Here is an 18376-nt window from a genome sequence, read left to right on the forward strand (position 1 = left end):
GTGATGATGCGTTCCATCTGGCGCAGTGTCACCACCGCCTCGACCCTCATGACCGCCATGGCACTCGACACGTCCATGATGGGTGCCGCTCTCATCGTCGGCCCGGCGTTCGCCAGCTGGCTCAGTCTGTCGCTCTCGCCCCTGCTGCCCTACGCGGCCATCACAGCCATGACGGTCGTGGCCGTCGCGACGACCGTGACCACCACCTCGGTCGTCCTACCGACTTCAACCGCGCCGAAGAGCTGGCTGGGGCCTTTGTCGTCGTCTCCGTTACGGCGGTTGCTGGCCGCCGACGCCATCTTTGTGATGGCCGTGACGGCAATGGACGTGGTGCTGCCGATCCATGCGCGTCAGGAAGGTGCCGGCGAACTCACCGGCTTGTACGTGGGAAGCCTCGCGGCCGGTAGCGTGATCGGCAGCTTTGCGCTGGTTACGGCAGCAAGGCGGCTGCCACGAGGCCTTGTGCTCCCCTTGCTGCTCGGCCTGTTCACGCTCGGATGCGGCGCACTGGCCGTGGCCGCCCGACTCTCCCCGGTGGTGGTCCTCACGGTGTGCCCTGTCGCCGGTCTCGTCACCGGGTCCCTCTTCACCGTCCTGCGCACGGCGGGAGGTGATCTGGCACCGGCCCGGCAGGCCACCGAAACCATGTCCTGGCTGAGCACCTTCGACACGGTCGGCGGTGCGGCCGGGGCGGCCATGTTCGCTTCCCTGGCCGAGACGACGGGAGGCTCGACGGCACTCGCGCTCATTCCGGGGCTGAGCGTCATAGCTGCTCTGGCCAGTTGGCGCGTTCAGGGCCTACGGCAGGGTTGAAGTCCCGGCGTTCCTGCCGCGGCATCGACGTGGTGGTCCCCGCGCCTGCGGCGTCGTCAGTGGCTTCCCACCAGGCCCAGGCCCGGGCCGTTGTGCAGGAGGGGGCGCAGGGCCTCTTGTGCCCGGGCGAAGTAGCCGGGAACCTTCGTCGCCTGCTCCGTGTACCGGACGGCGTTCGCCAACTGCGCGGCCTGGGCCGCGGCCGCCGCCTCCGCCGTCGCGGCCTCGACGGCGCCTGCGGCTCCCGCGGTCTCTGCGGTCGCCGCCACGAGCGGTGCCGCCACGGGCCAGGCCAGCACCACGAGCGTGACGAGCAGGGCCGCGCCGAGGCCGATGGCCAGCCACTTCTTCAGCTCCCTGCTGTCGGCGGCGTTGTCCTCCCAGTACTGCTGCATCGCGGGCAGCAGGACGAGCTGGTGCTGGTTCTCCAGGTCGCGCAGGCGGCGGGCGACCCTCCTGAGCACTTCGAGGGGGGCGCCCTGCGGCAGGCGCGTGGTGTGGATCTCGTACAGCACCAAGCCGTCCTTGCCGACGCCGTCGGGACGGAAGGTGGGCTTGTAGCAGATCCACTCGTACGTGACGCTGCCGGGCTGCCCGGTGGAGGCCTGGGTCGGGAGGAGCGGGTAGTACAGCTCGTTCCAGTACGGTCGCCAGGTGGACCGGCGCACCTCGATGGACGTCGGGGCGCCGATGCTCACCTGCCCGGTTCGCTGGCGGGTCAGCATCTCCTGGAGGGCCGGTTCGACGACGAAGCGCTTCAGGGTGTCCATCTTGTGCTGAATGTCTTCGACCTCGGTCTTGTCGGCCTGGTCAACCGTCGACACCTCGACGAGTTCGAGGAGCATGGTCGTCCCCTCGGTCCGGACACCGAGGATGTCCGAGCGCAACGCCCGGCCGGACGTCTGCGTCTTGATGTCGCCCTTGAGCGCCTTGCGGCTTAGCGCGTTGCGGTACTCGGCGAGGATCCATTTCGCGAGGATCTCCATGGCGCCGCGGTACCGCTTGGTGTTCAGGAAGCTGATCGCGCTGATCACCTCGGAGTCCGGATGGCGCTGCCTGTAGTACTTCGTGAAGCACTCGACCATGTAGTACTCCGCGGTGAGCGACTCCAGGTGGCTGCGCATGCCGCTGATGTCGCCGTTGGCGTCCGCGCCGACCTTGCGGGTCGGCAATGAGCAGAAGGAGTCCAGGAGCCGGATGTCCGCCATGGTTCTCCCGCTATCCGTTCTCGCCGAAGTCGGACCCGGCCTCGATGTCGAGACCGCTGCACGGCGTGTATTCGAACCAGGTGCCGACGAGGTTGCCCTCCGCGTCGGTGGAGATGTCCAGCCCTTCGTCCGTGCCGCCCGCCGAGGAGTCCGCGCCCTGGCTGGTGACGACGAACGGCGCGGTGCGCCCCGGGTTCTGGTAGAGGTAGGGCCTGCCCCAGGGGTCGGTGAGGACCAGGTTCGGACGGGTGTCGAGCAGCACCCGCAGACCCTGGCGGGTGGTCGGGTAGTACTCCGGCTCGATGGGGGCGCCGCGCCAGGCCGGGTCGGTCCGCTGCTTCGCCTTCTCCGCGTACGCCTCCAGGGCATCGACGACGGCCTCGATCTCGCGCCATGCCCGCTGTTGGTTGACCGTGATCAGGGGCCGGGCCCGGGCGGCGATGTCGGGGTTGGCGGGTGGGATGCCGGGATAGTTGGTGCGCGCGTACGCCTGGATCTCCTCGGCGATGGACATGTACGGCGGGTCCTGCGGGTCCGGTGAACCGTCGCCGTCGATACGGCCGGTGGACATCAGCCGGGAGAAGGACCGCTCGAATCCGGGCCGGATCGGCAGGACGACGCGTGCGGCGCCCGCCCGCAGGAACTCGCGGCGCAGCGGATCGGGGTGCCACAGCAGCCGTTTGGTCTCCGCCAGCTTCTCCGACCCCCAGAAGTACGGGTAGAAGAAGTAGAGGACGTTCTCCCACTCCACGGCTTGGTGGAGGAACTTGACGAATTCGCCGAACTTCCGGATCTTCAGCCACATCTCGGCGTCGACCGGAAGGGTGGACGGATCGATGTCGTCGGTCCAGGTCGGAGTGCCGCTGGTGCCGAGGCCGGCGAGCACCGAGTCGATGTCGTCGGGTGCCGTGTCGAAGTCGCGGCCGAAGAGCCACTGCAGGGACCGCTTCATCAGCTCTTCGCGCTCGGCGCGGCGCAGTGTGAGGGTGTCGTCGCGGTTCAGCTCCGCGAGGAGCTGTTCGCGGCGGTCCCGCAGCCGCTGCTGGAGCATGTAGTACTGCTGCTCGGCGGCTTCGCGCAGCTTCTGCCAGGTGGCGACCTGCCAGGCCAGATACGCCTGTTCCGAGAGGCGCAGGGTGGTGGCGAGCCGGAATCCGGCCCAGCTGATGTTGCGGTGGGTGTACTGGATGGAGAGGTGGCCGACCTTGCCGTTCAGGTGCAGGAGCTGGGACTGGTAGCGGCCCTTGAGTTCCGCGCCGACCGGGGTCGCCGTGACCTCCAGGGCCTCGTCGCCGATCACGTCGAAGCGCGCCAGCTCGGCGGGGCGCCAACCGTAGTAGTTGACCTCGAAGAGGATCGGCACCAGTTCGTAGCCCTCCGGCAGGTCGATCTGCCAGGACTGGTACCGCGTGGTCGCGGCGTCGTCCTCGTTGATGATGGAGGGGAACTCGTAGGTGTAGTCGGGCGGGCTGAGGTACTCGTCCGGCGGCGCGGCCACGGAGGCGCCGTAGCGGGCGGCGAGGGTCATCCAGTTGTCCCGGTCGATCTGGCTGATGCCGAAGGCGAACTCGTACGGCGTGGCGAGCGTCCTGTCGATCTCGGCGAGTTCCATGAGCTGGCGCCGCAGCGCGCCGCCCGGGTCGGGCACGACCAGGTCGTACGTCATGCGCAGGCCGTAGCGCATGAGGTCCACGCGCCATTTGCGCATGATCCGGTAGTAGTCGAGGCGCAGTACGCGGGGCGAGTTGTTGGTGATCACGCGGGCGGCCTCGTCCTCCTCGCCGCGCCGGGTCTCGGTGCGGAAGGAGACCTTGTGTTCCTTGCGGGAGCGGGAGGACGCCTTCGAGGTGATCTCGGTGGCGTGCTTGTTGCTGGCCTGGCGCGACTCGTGGTCGGAGGTGGAGACGCCGTAGTTGAAGGTGCTCGTGACCGACACCGTGCCGTAGCTGCCGCTGGCCGTGACGCCGAAGTTGAGATTGGTGTCGCGCTTGGACTCGTTGGTCGTCGACATGGCCACGTCCGTCTTCTCGGCCACGCCCTTCTCCGCGTACGTCTCCAGTTCGTCCGTGACGATGCGGGACAGCTCCTCGCTCTGTGTCGACCATTCCTTGTGGCTCACGCGGACGGTCTCGCCCGGAGCCATCGGAAGGGTGGAGACGAGCTCGCCGCGCTCGAGGCCGACCGGCTGCATCTCGATCCGCTCCAGATGCAGCCAGCCGACCGGCTGGATGCCCGCTTCCTCGACGAAGCGGTCGACGAGCACGCCGACTTCGGCCGCGCAGGGGCGTTCGGCGACCGCGACGGCGTCGGCGTCGGCGTCGGCCGTCGCCGTGCCATCCGCCGTACGGAGCTCCGCCGCTCCCCTGCCGAGGGCTGCCAGGGTCTCGGGGGCGACCTCGGCGTACAGCCGGGCGGTGCTCGCGGCGGTGGCCGGGTCGCTGTCGAGGAGCGACGGCAGGACGGTCTCGAACGCCTCGGCCAGCTCGCCGCTCCGCCCGCGCAGGCGCTCTCCCAGGGCCTCGGTCTCGGAGCGGGTCAGTCTCAGGGACCGCATGAAGTTCAGCTTCGCGAACACCGACATCGATGTTCCCCGCACGCCGGCGGCGCCGGGTTCGGCCGGTACGGCCGACGGGGCGGGTTGGGTGTAGGTCGCTTTGAGGATCGCCCGGGTGGAGTTGGTCAGACCGGTCATGCCGTCGTCCCCCTCGAACTGCGGCGGCGTCGCCATGTTCAGCGCATGACGAATCGCCTGGCTGGAGCGCACTGGAGCGTCGTGGAGTCCGCCGCCCGGCGAGCTGCCGGGGCGGAGACCGAAGAAGGAGAAGTGGTCGCTGCGGCACGCTAGCAGCTCGGACCGGCAGTTTTCGTCACCCTGACGAGTGAACGGTTTCCGGCCGCGCGTCGACGGCCCCGCCGAGCGGCACATCCACGGCCCCACCGAGCGGCAGGGCCGTGGACGCGTCGCTCCCTTCAGCGTCGACGAGAGCGAACTGGTCGGCTCGGAAAGGACGTTGCCGCGTGAACCCGGGTCGTGCGATCCGGCAGCGCGGACCCGGAGCGGCCGGCAGACGCTCAGCAGTCGCGGCGCGTCGTGGCGTCGGCGACGGGCGCGCGCTTCTGGACATCCGGCGCACGCCTCTGTGTCCGGCCGCCGGCGCGCATCTCGCTCGGTGGGAATCCGTACGTCCTGCGGAACGCGCGGCTGAAGTCCGCGGGACTGCGAAAGCCCCAGCGTGCGGCCGTCGCGGCGATGGTGCGGTGGCCGAGGGCCGGGTCGGCCAGGTCCGCGGCGCAGCGCTCCAGGCGCAGGCGCCGGATCATGGCGCCCACGGTCTCCGGCTCGTCGCGGAACAGCAGGTGGAGGCCGCGTACGGACATGTGATGGTGGGCGGCGACGGCCTGCGGCAGCAGTTCCGGGTCGCCCAGGTTCTGCTCGACGAAGGCCGTGATCCGGGCACGCAGCGCGCCCTTGCGGGTCTCCGTCGGCAGCCGGTCCTGCGCTCCGAGCCGCCCCGCGAGCGCGGTCGCCGCAAGGTCGACCCCGATCGCGCCGAGGCGGGCCAGCTCGGCCGGACCGCAGGCACGGGCGGCCGTCGGCAGCCCCGTCAGGTAGGCGCCGAGGAGTGCGGCCGACCCGGACCCGGGCCGCGAGGACAGCGATTCCGCCAGCAGACGGTCCGCCCGGCCGCCTGCCAGGGGCAGGACCCTGCGCGGCAGGCGCAGCAGCGTCAGGCGGGTCTGTCGGCCCTCGTCGAGGAAGTCGCAGGCGAGGGGCGCCGACGTGGAGAACAGGGCCATGTCGCCGGCTCCGAGGCAGGCCACCCCGCGGCCCTGCTCCAGCCGGATGGGGCTCCCGTGGACCAGGACCAGGTAGTACTCCTCCGGATCGTGGCGGCGGATCTGCCGGGGCGAACGGTGGGCCGCCATCGGGGAGAAGGTGAACGCGGCCACCTGGCTGTGCGGCAGCCCGACGGCCTCCACCGAGCCCCTGAAACGCGGCGCGTGCGCGCTGCGGACCGTCACGGGCATGACCTCGGTGCCGACCATGTCGACCCACCAGTCGAACCGCTCCCCCGCCGGAACCCCGTCGGTGCTCGCGGACACCACGGATCCGTCCGCACCACCATCGGCCTGCCGCGCCCCCTCATTGTTGATGGACATTCAATGATGCTCACCGCCGCGCACCCGCGCGGAAAGCCGACGGCCGGTCAGATGCCGTCACTTTCTCCCCTTCCCGCGACGCGCCGTCCTCCTCGGCGAGGGGCGCGGCGATGGGAGTCAGGCGACCGCGGTCCCCTCCAGCTCGACCAGTTGGCCGGGGATCGCCAGCCGTGTCACCCCGAGCATCGTGGTGGCCGGCGCCACCCCGGCGGCACCCAGCCGCGACGCCAGCACGCCGTAGTGCGGGAACAGCAGGTCGACGTCGGTGGTGTAGACGTTGAGCCGGACGAGGTTCGCCAGGGACATGCCCGCCTCGGCGAGCACCGCCTCCAAGTTGGCGAGACTCAGGGCCAGTTGACCCGCCATGTCGCCGTCATGCTCCGGCTTTCCCTCGCTGCTCATGGCGGTCTGCCCGGAGCAGTACAGGGTGCGCGTGTGCCCGGAGACGAGCTCCCCCTGGTTGAATCCCATCTCCACGGACCAGGTCACCGGGTTCATTGCGGTTCTTTCCACTGCCACATCAGCTCCATGTGATTCGTCGCGCATACGAACGGACGCCGACGGCCCGGGCTCCGTCATGGGACGTCGGCGCCGTCGACGCTCATGACCCTCCCAACAAAAGGTGACACCCTTGGTCATGTATTCGCTAAGGTCCCCGCATGCGCGCCGATCGGCTGGTCTCGCTGGTACTGCTGCTGCGTCAGCGCGGTCGACTGACCGCGGACGCGCTGGCCCGTGAGCTCGAGGTGTCCACCCGTACGGTGCTGCGCGACATCGAGGCACTGTCCGCCGCCGGGGTCCCGGTCTATGCCGAACGCGGCCGCCACGGCGGATTCGCCTTGCTGCCCGGTTTCCGCACCGAGCTCACCGGGCTCAACCAGGACGAGGCCCTCGCCCTGCTGACGGCCGGATCGGGGCGCGCCGAGCAGGCCTTCGGCCTCGGCTCGGCGCTCGCCTCGGCCATGCGCAAGGTGGTCGACGCGTTGCCCGAAAGCCACCAGGCCTCCACGAGCGACGCCGCCCGGCGTTTCCTCGTCGAGCCGGAGACCGACCTGCTCTCCCGCCGGCCGGCGACCGAGGAGGTGCCCGGCACGACCATGGTCGAGATCCGGCGCGCGGTGCTCGCCGGACACAAACTCCGGATCCACTACGCGGCCACGGACCAGCCACCCCAGTGGCGCACGGTGGACCCGATCGGCCTGGTCACGGTGCGGGACCGCGGCTACCTGCTCGCCACGCGGGGCGGCGAGGACCGCACCTACCGGCTCTCGCGGGTGCGGGCCGCCGAGGAGCTGCCCGAACCGGCACAGCGGCCGCACGCGGTCGACCTGGACCGGGTCTGGCGGGAACGCAGCGCGCAGTTCCTGTCGGACGGCCACATCCCGGTCCTGGTACGGGTGGCCCCCGAGCGGCGCGAGGACCTGCTGAGCACGGTGGTGGCCGTCCGCACCGCCGAACCCGACACGGACGGCTGGCTGCGGCTGGAGGTGACGTTCCAGGATCTGCGGCACGCCGAGTGGGCGCTCTGGCAGCTCGGCACGGACGCGGAGGCACTGGCCCCGGCGTCACTGCGCAGGGCACTCCGCAACCGAGCCTCCACGATGGCCGCCCGCTACGACGCGTAGGACCGAGCCTTCGTCCGAGCCCCGACGACGGCGATGACCTTGCGGGCTGCGGGCGATGCCGTGCCATGCCGTGCCGGACTCAAGCTACGGTTGAATTTCCGAGAGTTCCATCAACCCGCACTACAGTTCTATTACTGTCATGGGATGGTCAAGCGATCCTCATTTCGGCGGCCGCGCAGATTTGGCTACCGCTCAGCACTCGCGCTGTTCCTCGGCGCCCTTTCCGCCACCGGCGGTCTCGTAGCGACCCCTCCCGCGACCGCGGCCCCACCCTTGTTCGCCGAAATCGGGAATCCCTCGGGCTTCCACCTGACCACCGACGACACCTCACCCGGCAACATCTGGGGGAAGAACCAGGGCCTCATCAAGAGCATCGAGGAGAGCGGCTCCGTCACCAACGCCTCCCCCCTGACGGTGGCCGAGTCCGCTCAGCACAAAGGCCAGTCGGGTCTGTGCCTGGGCGCCACCGAGCACAAGCTCAATCCCCGGTACGTACCCGATGGTTTCTGCTGGGACGACAAGGACGGCAGGAGCAGCAACTGGGACACCGTGGTCGGCGGATGGGTTCCTCAAGGCCTGACCGCGAGCCATGACGCGGTACCGGGCGGGACGGTCGAAGGCCGCCATCTCTACGCCGCTTCCTGGTACTACGGGAAGAACAAGAGCCAGAACGAGTTCGCCCGCGTTTCCTTCGTCAAGAACGACGGCGTGAACAACGTGACCACGTATGGCCATGTCCTCCTGGTGGAGCCCACCGACGGATCCTTCCGGGCGGTGAAGAACACGCATGCCGACGGGATGGTCTGGTACGGGAATCGGCTCTTCGTCGCCAATGGCGGCGAGCTCCAGGTGTACGACATGCGTCACCTGTGGAGGATGAAGACCACCGGTTCCGAAGCCGTCGGCGTGCACGACGGCGTCTCCTCCGCGCGCTGGCACCAGTGGGCCATGCCCATGATCGGCCGCTACTGGACGGGCGCCCAAGGGGCCGACCCCCGCGCGTGCAGCAAGGGTGAAACGGATCTGTGCCTCGGCTCCCTCAGTCTGGACCGCAGCGGAGACGACTCGCTGGTCTCGGGCGAATACGTCCAACGCGGAGCCGGGGGGCGTGTCGTGCGCTGGCCGCTCAATGCCGCCGTCGCGCTTCCCCGGGCGCAAGACGGCAGCGGCATCGGGACGGCGTTCGCCAGTGCCGCCTATGCCACCCCCGTATGGGCGATGCAGGGCGTGGCCACGGACGGTCAGTACTACTACATGGCCGGCCAATGCCCGCCCCGCTGGAACCCGCCGGATGTCCCGGCGGATTCCGGGGAAGCGTTCAGCTGCATTCACCGCGCCCGACCCGGCGAGAATTCAGAGGTCTTCACCATGGCGCCACGTATGACGCAGAACCTTTCGTACGCCCCTAATTCCGGCCGCCTCTGGGGACTCAACGAAAAGATCAATTCGGCGCGGAACCAGCGACTCGTCTTCTCCATCGACGTCAAGCCATAGGAAACCGTGCGGATTTCGCCGGCGAGCGCCGACCGGGCGCCCGCCGGCCGTCACTCGGCTCGGTCACGGAGGGGCCGACCACCAGTGCGACAGGCGTCGCTCGCGCCTGAGACGATCGACGGCATGACCCACACCACCCCCACTGGCGTCCCCCTCCCCCACCATCCCGCCGCCCCGGCCGGGGACCGGACTCCCACCCTCGCCCTCATCGCCGTCGGCAGGGCGCTGTGAGCGCGCCCGGTGTCTTTCCCGGCGGTCCCGAGCTGTTTCGGCTGAGTACCGACGTCGCGCACCTCAACCATGGGTCGTTCGGCGCCGTTCCCGTCCCGGTCGGGCGGGTTCACCGGCGTCTGGCCGAGGAGGCAACGGCCAATCCCGACACCTTCTTCCTCGGGGTCGCGGACCGGCTCGCCGAGGCGCGCTGTCGTATCGCCGCCCGGCTCGGCGTCGCATCCGAGGGGGCGGCGCTCGTCACCAACGCAACCGAGGCCGCGGGGCTCGCCCTGGACGCGCTGCGGCTCACGCCCGACGACGAGGTGCTGGTCACCGACCACGGGTACGGCACGGTCGTCGCGGCGGCCGCCCGCCGGGCCCGCGTCGTCACCGTTCCGCTCAATCCGGCGCTGCCCGACGAGGAAGCGGTGCGCAAGGCCGTCCTCGCCGCCGTCACACCGCGTACGCGGGTCGCGCTGCTCGACCAGATCAGCTCGCCCACCGCCCGGTTCATCGCCACTCCACGGCTCCTCGCCGACCTCGCGGAGCGGGGCGTGGCCACGGTCGTCGACGGCGCCCACGCCCCCGGCATGCTCGCCGAACCGCTGGCCGGCGCACCGGACTTCTGGTTCGGCAACCTCCACAAGTGGGGGTACGCCCCGCCCGGCAGCGCGGTCCTCGCGGTGGCCGCCGCGTACCGGGACCGGGTCCCCGCGCCGGTGCCCTCCTGGGAGGACGGCCGCGGCTTCCCCCGCTCGGTCGAGTACCGCGCCACCGCGGACTACACGGGCCTGCTCGCCGCGCCCGAGGGCCTCGACCTCATCGACTCCCTCGGCCCCGGCCTCGTACGCGCGCACAACAGCTCCTTGGCGGGTTACGGGGCCGAACTCCTCTCCGGGCTGCCGTCGTTGAGTCCGCTGCCCGCCGACGACCGGCTGGCGATGCGGGCGCTGCGGCTGCCGTCCGGGTTCGCCCGCACTCCGGCCGAGGCCGCCGCGCTGCGCGAGGAGATCGCCGCCCGGCTGGGCTTCCGCGTGCTGATCTGGCCCTGGCCGGACGGCGGCGGGATCCGTGTCTGCGGGCAGATCTACAACGCGCCCGAGGAGTACGAACGTCTCGCGGTGGCCCTGCGATCGCTGCTGGACGGCCGCTAGTCGTCGGCCCCTCCGGTGCACGGGGCGGGCGTCGGTGGGGCCTAGGGCCGCACGTTGGCCCGGACGGCGTCCCGGATCGGGGTGTCCCCGGTGTTGAGTTCGAGGATCTGGCGGCCGATGCGCGGCTCGTGCAGCAACTCGGCGAGTGTCGCGGCGACATCGGCGCGGGAGATCTGGCCGTGGAACTCGGCCGGTCCGAGCGACACCGCACCCGTTCCGGGGTCGTCGACGAGCAGCGAGGGGCGCAGGATCAGCCAGGACAGATCGCTGCGGCTGAGCGCGATGTCCGCTTCCTTCTTCACCGCGAAGTAGTACTCGACCTCGTCGCCGAGCTCACGCTCGCGCCAGGACTCCGGCAGCACCGAGACGAGCGCGAGGCGGTCGGTGTCCGCGCGGCGGGTCGCCTCGATCGCCTTCGCCACTCCCTCGCCGTCGACGGCCTTGGTGACCTCCGCGGCGCCGCCGTTGGACCCCGCGCCGTACACGACGGCGTCGGCATGCCCGAAGGCGGCCGCCAGTTCCGCCGCCGACATGTCGGCGATGTCGCCGACCACCGCGTCGATGCCGTGCGTCGCGAGCTCCGCGCGCTGTTCCTCCCGGCGCACGAGACCGCGCACGGTGTCCCCCCTCGACAGCAGATCCCGCGCAAGGAGCCCGCCGACCTTTCCTGTGATTCCCACAATGAATACATCCATCTCACCACTCCTTCCGTCTGCGCTCGGAGGCGGCGGCGACAGGCGCCCAGCGCCCCGATAGAACCGCCTACCCACCCCAACCCCCCTGATCCCCGGGCGCATTCCGGCGCGTCAGCGCTGATCCGCCGACACTCCACCAACGGGCGAATGACCACAGAGCGAACGCAGGGGCCGGTGTACTGGCCCCTCCTGCACCTCACGTTCTCCACTGGAGTGAAATGAGCACGCGCAACATCCCCCTCGCCCTGGGTCTCGCCGCCGTCGCACTGGCAGGCAGCGCCGGCAGCGCGGCCGCGACCGGCAACGACACCGGTACCCAGAGCCTCAGCGGCAACGACGCCGGTCAGTCCTTCGGCAACAGCTCGACCGAGGGGAACATGAGCCCGCAGACGCGGCTCGTCGACGGCTCGCTGAACAAGCTCTGCGCCGGCGTGCCCGTGAAGGCGAACGTCGGCTCCCTCGTGGGCCTCGTGCCGATCGCGGTGCAGGACATCCCGATCCTGTCGGCGCCGCAGAACCAGCAGTGTGTCGAGAACTCCACCCAGGCCAAGGGTGACGAGCCGATCTCGCACGTCCTCAGCGACATCTCGGCCCTGTCGGGCAACGGCGCCGGCAACAGCTGAGTCGAGTCCGCGCGTTCCGCGGGCCGGCCCCGACCGCCCGCGGAACGCGCGCCTCACCCGTAGCGCAGGATGCGTGGGGCGAAGGTGTTCTCGGGTCCGGCCGCCCGGCCGACGGACCACACCGTCGCCGTCCCCGGCACCGGCGCGAGCCGCACGACCGAGGACTCCCCCTCACCGGCCACCGCCGGTTCGCTGTACTCGGCGAAGGACCGGCCGTTCCAGGCGAAGAAGTCCGGCCCGGGGACGATCGGCGGGAACGTGCCCGGCGGGGCCAACTTCTGCGAGCCGGACACCGAGACCCAGCCCAGGGCGCCCGACGCGGCCGGGGTCAGCGAGGTGACCGAGCCGAAGCCGGTGGGCAGCGTCACGTGGTTCCATTGCTGCCCGTCGAAGCGGACCAGCAGCGGCGGAATGGGCTTGCCGACCGGTCCGCCGACGAATCCCGACGTACCGCCAGCCCACACCTCCGTCGGCGAGACCGCCAGCACGACGCCCACCGACGACCGCGGGAATCCGTCCACGATCGTCTGCTCCCACGTCGTGCCGTTCCAGTGCGACACGGCCGCGGTCGAGTCCGTACTGCCCGCGGCCCAGACGTCGTCGGCCGCCAGGACGTGCAGGCCGTACACGGACCCCGGCGGCACCGGCACGTCCGCCCAGCCCTTGCCGTCCCAGCGCAGCAGTGCCTGTCCGCCGCCGCGCGATCCGATCAGCCAGGTCTCCCCGCCCCCGGTCACCACCTTGGACAGCGCGACACCGCTCGGCACCCCGCTCTCGCGCCAGGCGCTGCCGTCGTGGCGGAGCAGGTGGGCGGCTCCCGCCGCGTCGCGCCCGACCGCCCACACCGCGGTCGGCGAGGTGGCGGCGACCGAGAGCAGCTCGCCCTGCCAGCGGATCCCGGGCAGGTTCTGGCGTTTCCACGCGGTGCCGTTCCAGCGCAGTACCAGCGGGAAGCCGGGCGCCTCGCGGCCCACGGCGTCGGTCCCCACCGCCCACGCCCGGTCCAGTCCGAACGCCACCGCCTCGTTCAGCGCGGCCTGGGGGCGCAGTTGAGCCGGGACCGGGACGTGCCGCCAGGAGGAGGGCTCCGCCGCGGCCGACGTCATCGCGGTGATGACGGTCAGGACGACGGCAAGAGCCGCGACGAGAAGTCGCCGTGTCATGGTCAGCCTCCCAGCCGCTCGCTCATCAGGTTCGGTTTCGAGCCGTAGATCTCGACGGTCCCGAAGGACAGCAGCGAGGATCCGGCCTTCGCCAGCGCCCGCGGCCTGACGTCGATCGCGTTCGTGCGCTTCGGCCCGTACGAGAAGGTGGTGCGCAGGCCGTCCACGCGCGCGTACTTCGACCGGAACGCGCGGTCGCTGGTCACCGGCAGCCACAGCGCGCCGTCCGGGCCGCGCACCATGGCCTCCGTGTACGTGTCGCCCAGCCCCGGGTCGCTCGTGGACCAGGTGCTCCCGTCCCAGTCCATGAGATACGTACGGTTCACGCCGTCGGTGTACCGGCTGCCGCCGACGGTGGCCCGGCCCGACGGGTCGAGGAGGATCGTGTGGACGTTGCTGTTCGGCGGCAGCGGGACCTTCGCGTCACGCCATCGCGTGCCGTTCCAGCGCAGGACGGCCGTCCCGGTGGTGGTGTCCGCCCAGGCCCAGACGTCGGTGGCGGAGCGCGCGGTGATCCCCATCAGGTAGAGCACGCCGTCCGGGGTGGACTGCGTGGTCCAGCCGGAACCGTCGTAGTGCAGCACCTTCAGGCCGGTCTCGTCCTCGCCGACGACCCACGCGCCGCCCGGTGCGGCGGCGAAGTCCTGGTAGGTCCAGAGGGTCTGCGGCAGCGGAACGGAGCTCCACCCCGCGGCCGAGCGCCGCAGGATCTCCCCCTCACCCCCGCGGTTGCGGAGGATCCACATCTCCTTGCCGACGAACTGCACCTTGCCGAGCCAGCCCGCGTCGCCGGTGCCGGGGAAGGTCGCGTCCCGGCTCCACGCGGTGCCGTCCCACCGGTACAGCATCGGCCGCATCACGTCGGCGACCTGCTCGTACCCCGTCGCCCACGCGTCGCGCGGCCCGCGAGCGGCGAGGTCCAGCACGGTCACCGAGGGGGTGGCCGCCGGCACCGGCAGCGCCGACCAGCTCGGCCGCGCGGCCGCGTCCGCCGGAGGCGGCGCCTCCATGGCGGGAGCGGAAGGCGTGGTGGGGGCAGGAGGCGCCGCGACGGGAGTCACAGCCGCCGCCGGTGACACGACCGCGGCACACGCCATGACCAGACCGACCATGACCGCACGGAGACCATTTCTGTTCACGAGACCCCCAGAACGCGAAGGCCGCAGAGCCTATGGGCGTTCACCCGCCCGCGAACAGACCGCATCCGGCCATCGCGGCGCTTCCGGACGCCGCAGGGAACACGCGCAGCTCCGACCGGGTGACGGCGACGACAGCACGGCGGGGGGTATCCCACGCGTAGGACCGCGTAGGACCGGACCGGTGGCCGCGCATGCGGATGAGCGCGGTCGAGGTCTTCGTAAAGGTGGGACAAAGCCACCTGGTCAGGGGCGCCCCCGGACGGCGTGGCAGCGGTTTTCGGACATTCGCGTCGGGCGCCTCGGGTTGCGGCCTGACGGGAACTCACCAGCCCTATGCTTCTACTCGCTTGTAGAGGAAGAGGGTGGCCGTACCCGGGCACGCGACTCCGACGCAGCACGAGAATCGCCCGCACATCAGCACATCAAAGGAGTGAACGCCGCGATGGTGTTCAAACGACTGCTCGGCTCGCTCGGCGTGGGAGGACCCACGGTCGACACCGTTCTGGACCCGGGGCCCTCGCTGCCCGGCGGCCCGCTCTCCGGACAGGTACAACTGGTCGGCGGAAGCGCCGACTTCGACATCGAGCTCATCACCTTGGAGCTGGTCGCCCGGGTCGAGGCCGAGCACGAGGACGGTGAGAGCCGAGGCACCGTCGTCTTCGACCGCTTCACCGTCGGCGGCGGTTTCCGGCTGTCCGAGGGCGAGCACCGCAGCGTGCCGTTCGGTGTGACGCTGCCGTGGGAGACCCCCGTCACCGAGCTCCACGGCCAGGGCCTGGGGGTCGTCCTCGGCGTCCGCACGGAGCTCTCGGTGGCGGGCGCGAAGGACAAGGGCGACCTGGACCAGCTCGCGGTGCGCCCGCTGCCCGCGCAGGAGGCGGTCCTGGAGGCACTCGGACAGCTGGGCTTCGGGTTCAAGTCCGCGGACCTGGAGTACGGCCGCATCGGCGGCACCGGTCAGCAACTGCCCTTCTACCAGGAGATCGAGCTCACCCCGCCCGGGCGGTACGCCCACGCCGTCAACGAGATCGAGCTGACCTTCCTCGCCTCCCCCGGCGGGCTGGAGGTCGTCCTGGAGGCGGACCGGCGCGGCGGCCTCTTCTCCGGCGGACACGACACGGTCACCCGCTTCACCGTCGGTCACGACGGGGCCGAACAGCAGGACTGGAACGCCCTCGTCGACGGCTGGGTGCAGCAGTTGGTCGAGCACCGGGCGTCGTACGACGCCCACGCCTCCTACGGGCACGGCGACCCGTATGGCCACGGGCACGGACACAGCCAAGCGCACGGGCACAGCGATCACCACCACGGGCACGAGGGCGGCCACCGGTCCGGTCCCGGCATGGGCACAGCGGTGGCGGCGGGCGCCGCCGGGCTCGCCGTCGGCGTCGTCGGCGGCATGGTCGCGGCCGAAGTCGTCGACGAGGTGGGCGACTTCTTCGAAGGGGACGACGACGAAGAGGGCGACGAGGGCTAGGCCGCCCCTCCTCGCGAGGTTCCTCCCTTACCGCTGCTGCTGCCGCTTTCCGCTGTTCCCGTAGTGCTGCTTTCCGCTGTCCCCGCTTGGCGCGCGCCCCTTGGGTGCGCGCCCATGACCAGACAGGACCGACGTGTTCGGACTCAGTGAGATCGCGATCATCCTCATCGTCGTCATAGCCGTCGTCGGCGCCAAGAAGCTGCCGGGGCTGGCCCGTTCGGCGGGCAAGTCGGCCCGCATCCTCAAGGCCGAGGCCAAAGCGGCGAAGGATGACGAGCCCCGCGTCTAGACAGCCGCTCCGTGGGCCGGCGTACCCGCGCGGTACCGGCGTACCAGCACCGGCGTACCGGCCCGGACGATCCCGCTCGCCGGCTCCCCTGCTCCCCTGCTCCCGAACAGGTGCAGGGGAGTCCGTGAATATCGTCAAACCGGCCGCGCGGGGCGCCGATTGTCCGGATCAGGCGCCGCTCTCCCGTATGTGGCGTCACTCACCCGTGCCCGAGCCCGGAATCCGTACTCCTCGATGCTGCCGTTCCTGGCAGGCTGGCGCCGTGTCAGCACACAATCAACACGAGGAGTTCGATGGACTGGCGCGAGTTTGCCGTGCAGATGGCCTCGATGGCGCGCGAGCTCTTGGCCCAGGAATCCGTGTCCGCCACCCTGGAGCGGATCACGTCGTCGGCCGTGGAGCTGATCGACGGCTGCGACGCCGCGGGCGTTCTCGTCCTCGGCAACGGCAGGGCGGAGACCCTGGCGCCCACCGACCGGCTCGTCAACGACAGCGACCGGCTGCAGGAGCAGCTCGGCGAAGGCCCCTGTCTCGACGCGGCCCGCGCGGGACACCCGGTGTTCCGCATCGCCGATCTCGACGACGAGCCCGGACGCTGGCCCTCGTACGCGCCGCAGGCCCACGCACTCGGCATCGGCAGCGTGATGGGCTTCCTGCTCTACACCGATGACGACGACCACCTGGGCGCGCTCACCCTGTACTCCAAGCGGCCCGGGGCCTTCACGGACGCGTGCGAGACCGCGGGCTGGCTCCTGGCCTCCCATGCGGCCGTGGCCTTCTCCAGTGCCCGCGAGCACGCCTCGATGCGGCGGGCGGTGGAGACCCGGCACGTCATCGGGGAGGCCATGGGGATCCTGATGGCCCGGCACGGCCTCGACGAGGACGGCGCCTTCGACGTGCTGCGGCGTTACTCGCAGGAACACAACGTCAAGCTGCGCGAAGTCGCCCGGCAGCTCTGCGAGCAGGGCACTTTGCAGGACGGCGGCACCCCTCCCGGTCCGGGGCCGAGCCGGGCCGGAGCGTGATCCGATGACGGAGATGATGTTTGCCGGGCGACTCAGCGGCCAGACGGATGAGCAGCACATGATGTCGAGCCAAGGGAGCGTGAGCGGACGATGACCGCCAACGAGAAGGCCAAGGCCAAGTTCGAGCAGGCCACCGGTGCCGCCGCCCAGGCGGCCGGACGCGCCGTCGGCAATGAGAGCCTCGTCGCGAAGGGTCACGCCCAGCAGATGAAGGGCGACGCCCGCGAGGCCAAGGAAAAGACCAAGGACATCGGCAAGCACTGACCCTTGCACTCGGATACGCCGGTGGGGCGGCCCCTTCTTCGAGGGGCCGCCCCACCGGCGTACTGCCGCGCCGAGGGACGCGCCTCGGACCATCGAACCGACGGTCGGTCGGACCGATAGGCGGGCTCAGACGACGATGACCCGGCGGCCGCGCGTGTGACCCGCCTGGCTGTCGATGTGCGCCGCCGCGGCATCGGCGAGCGAGTACGACTTCTCGACCGGAATGTGCAGCTTCCCCCGGGAGATGAGGTCGACGGCCTCGGCCAGCGCGTCCGGCACGCTCCCGGCCACTCCCGAGAAGCGCACGCCGAAGTCGGGGGCGCCGAGATCGGCGATGGACAGCACTCTGTGCGGGTCGCCGGTCAGGTCGACCAGCTGGGGGATCACGCCCGAGCCCGCCAGATCGAGAGCCGCGTCGAAGGGGCCGCCGAGCCCTCGTACCCGCTCGACCCAGCCCTCGCCGTACGTCGTCGCGAGGGCGCCCAGGCTCCGCAGATACTCCTGGTTCGCCGCCCCGGCGGTGCCGACCACCGTGATCCCGCGCTCCCGGGCGATCTGCAGCACCGCCGACCCCACTCCGCCCGACGCGCCGCTGACCAGGAGCGTCTGTCCGGGCCGTACCCCGACCTCGCGGATGAGGCGCAGCGCGGTCTCCACCACGGAGGGGTAGCCGGCCGCCTCCTCGAACGTCAGGCCCTCGGGCATCCGGGCCCAGGCCGACAGCACGGCGAACTCCGCGTAGGTGTCGGCGCCTTCGCCGAAGACGTGGTCGCCGATCGCCACCCCTTCGACGCCTTCACCGACCTGGTCCACCACCCCTGAGGCGTCGAGGCCGACCCCGGCGGGCAGCTCGACCGGATGGGCCCCGAGGACCTGGCCTTCACGAATCCGCCAGTCGACGGGATTCACGCCCGCCGCCCGCACGGCGATACGTATCCGGCCGGGGCCCGCGTGGGGCTCCTCGGCGTCCACCAGGTGCAGCACGTCAGGACCGCCGAACTCGGCGAAGCTCACTTTTTTCATGCCGCCGAAC

At 70.9% G+C, this 18376-nt stretch carries 16 protein-coding genes and 1 pseudogene; 9 read left to right on the top strand and 8 right to left on the bottom strand.

The genetic code is table 11. From position 1 onward, the window contains the following. Window positions 1-3 precede the first annotated feature (3 nt). Entirely contained in the window at window positions 4-813 is an 810-nt protein-coding gene (locus ACFYXE_RS31305; RefSeq protein ID WP_389318370.1) for an MFS transporter, read from the top strand. A 56-nt stretch (window positions 814-869) separates the two neighbouring features. On the opposite strand, the gene ACFYXE_RS31310 is transcribed toward ACFYXE_RS31305, so the two are convergent. From ACFYXE_RS31310 to ACFYXE_RS31325, 4 genes are all read right to left on the bottom strand, one after another. Then, window positions 870-2021 (bottom strand): hypothetical protein, encoded by a 1152-nt coding sequence (locus tag ACFYXE_RS31310; protein WP_389318372.1) that lies wholly within the window; start codon window positions 2019-2021, stop codon window positions 870-872. Window positions 2022-2031: 10 nt separating this feature from the next. Beyond that, window positions 2032-4749, bottom strand: a complete 2718-nt coding sequence (locus tag ACFYXE_RS31315) for a type II secretion system protein GspG (RefSeq protein WP_389318374.1) — start codon at window positions 4747-4749, stop codon at window positions 2032-2034. 344 nt (window positions 4750-5093) lie between these two features. Further along, window positions 5094-6182: a helix-turn-helix domain-containing protein gene (locus ACFYXE_RS31320; protein WP_389318376.1), complete on the bottom strand. Its 1089-nt coding sequence runs from the start codon at window positions 6180-6182 to the stop codon at window positions 5094-5096. A 117-nt stretch (window positions 6183-6299) separates the two neighbouring features. Beyond that, the gene (locus ACFYXE_RS31325; RefSeq protein WP_389318378.1) at window positions 6300-6695 is read right to left on the bottom strand and encodes a RidA family protein; all 396 of its coding nucleotides are present in this window, start codon (window positions 6693-6695) and stop codon (window positions 6300-6302) included. Between the two features lie 146 nt (window positions 6696-6841). Between ACFYXE_RS31325 and ACFYXE_RS31330 the strand changes: the two genes are divergently transcribed. The 3 genes from ACFYXE_RS31330 (at window position 6842) to ACFYXE_RS31340 (ending at window position 10668) form a co-directional block, all read left to right on the top strand. Continuing rightward, window positions 6842-7807 carry a helix-turn-helix transcriptional regulator gene (locus ACFYXE_RS31330; protein WP_389318380.1) on the top strand — a complete coding sequence of 322 codons (966 nt, stop codon included), beginning with the start codon at window positions 6842-6844 and terminating at the stop codon, window positions 7805-7807. Between the two features lie 144 nt (window positions 7808-7951). Then, window positions 7952-9301, top strand: a complete 1350-nt coding sequence (locus ACFYXE_RS31335) for a hypothetical protein (RefSeq protein ID WP_389318382.1) — start codon at window positions 7952-7954, stop codon at window positions 9299-9301. Between the two features lie 227 nt (window positions 9302-9528). Beyond that, the gene (locus tag ACFYXE_RS31340; RefSeq protein ID WP_389318384.1) at window positions 9529-10668 is read left to right on the top strand and encodes an aminotransferase class V-fold PLP-dependent enzyme; all 1140 of its coding nucleotides are present in this window, start codon (window positions 9529-9531) and stop codon (window positions 10666-10668) included. Window positions 10669-10709: 41 nt separating this feature from the next. On the opposite strand, the gene ACFYXE_RS31345 is transcribed toward ACFYXE_RS31340, so the two are convergent. Continuing rightward, window positions 10710-11363, bottom strand: a complete 654-nt coding sequence (locus ACFYXE_RS31345; RefSeq protein WP_389318386.1) for an NAD(P)H-binding protein — start codon at window positions 11361-11363, stop codon at window positions 10710-10712. 218 nt (window positions 11364-11581) lie between these two features. Here ACFYXE_RS31345 and ACFYXE_RS31350 point away from each other — a divergent pair, with 218 nt between their 5' ends. Next, window positions 11582-11986: a rodlin gene (locus ACFYXE_RS31350; protein WP_361178391.1), complete on the top strand. Its 405-nt coding sequence runs from the start codon at window positions 11582-11584 to the stop codon at window positions 11984-11986. A 53-nt stretch (window positions 11987-12039) separates the two neighbouring features. On the opposite strand, the gene ACFYXE_RS31355 is transcribed toward ACFYXE_RS31350, so the two are convergent. Next, window positions 12040-13149 carry a hypothetical protein gene (locus ACFYXE_RS31355; protein ID WP_389318388.1) on the bottom strand — a complete coding sequence of 370 codons (1110 nt, stop codon included), beginning with the start codon at window positions 13147-13149 and terminating at the stop codon, window positions 12040-12042. A gap of 2 nt (window positions 13150-13151) precedes the next feature. Then, the gene (locus tag ACFYXE_RS31360; protein WP_389318390.1) at window positions 13152-14261 is read right to left on the bottom strand and encodes a hypothetical protein; all 1110 of its coding nucleotides are present in this window, start codon (window positions 14259-14261) and stop codon (window positions 13152-13154) included. Between the two features lie 469 nt (window positions 14262-14730). Here ACFYXE_RS31360 and ACFYXE_RS31365 point away from each other — a divergent pair, with 469 nt between their 5' ends. The 4 genes and pseudogenes from ACFYXE_RS31365 (at window position 14731) to ACFYXE_RS31380 (ending at window position 17343) form a co-directional block, all read left to right on the top strand. Next, window positions 14731-15765, top strand: a complete 1035-nt coding sequence (locus ACFYXE_RS31365; RefSeq protein WP_389318392.1) for a sporulation protein — start codon at window positions 14731-14733, stop codon at window positions 15763-15765. A 133-nt stretch (window positions 15766-15898) separates the two neighbouring features. After that, window positions 15899-16045 (top strand): annotated as a pseudogene (locus ACFYXE_RS31370) (twin-arginine translocase TatA/TatE family subunit); the annotation flags it as partial. A gap of 302 nt (window positions 16046-16347) precedes the next feature. Continuing rightward, window positions 16348-17079: a GAF and ANTAR domain-containing protein gene (locus tag ACFYXE_RS31375; protein ID WP_389318394.1), complete on the top strand. Its 732-nt coding sequence runs from the start codon at window positions 16348-16350 to the stop codon at window positions 17077-17079. A 90-nt stretch (window positions 17080-17169) separates the two neighbouring features. After that, on the top strand, window positions 17170-17343 hold the full coding sequence (locus ACFYXE_RS31380; RefSeq protein WP_389318396.1) for a CsbD family protein: 174 nt from the start codon (window positions 17170-17172) through the stop codon (window positions 17341-17343). Between the two features lie 126 nt (window positions 17344-17469). On the opposite strand, the gene ACFYXE_RS31385 is transcribed toward ACFYXE_RS31380, so the two are convergent. Next, window positions 17470-18366 carry an NADP-dependent oxidoreductase gene (locus ACFYXE_RS31385; protein WP_389318398.1) on the bottom strand — a complete coding sequence of 299 codons (897 nt, stop codon included), beginning with the start codon at window positions 18364-18366 and terminating at the stop codon, window positions 17470-17472. Window positions 18367-18376: the final 10 nt, after the last annotated feature.

The organism is Streptomyces sp. NPDC002564 (genome assembly GCF_042889645.1).
GTDB lineage: Bacteria > Actinomycetota > Actinomycetes > Streptomycetales > Streptomycetaceae > Streptomyces.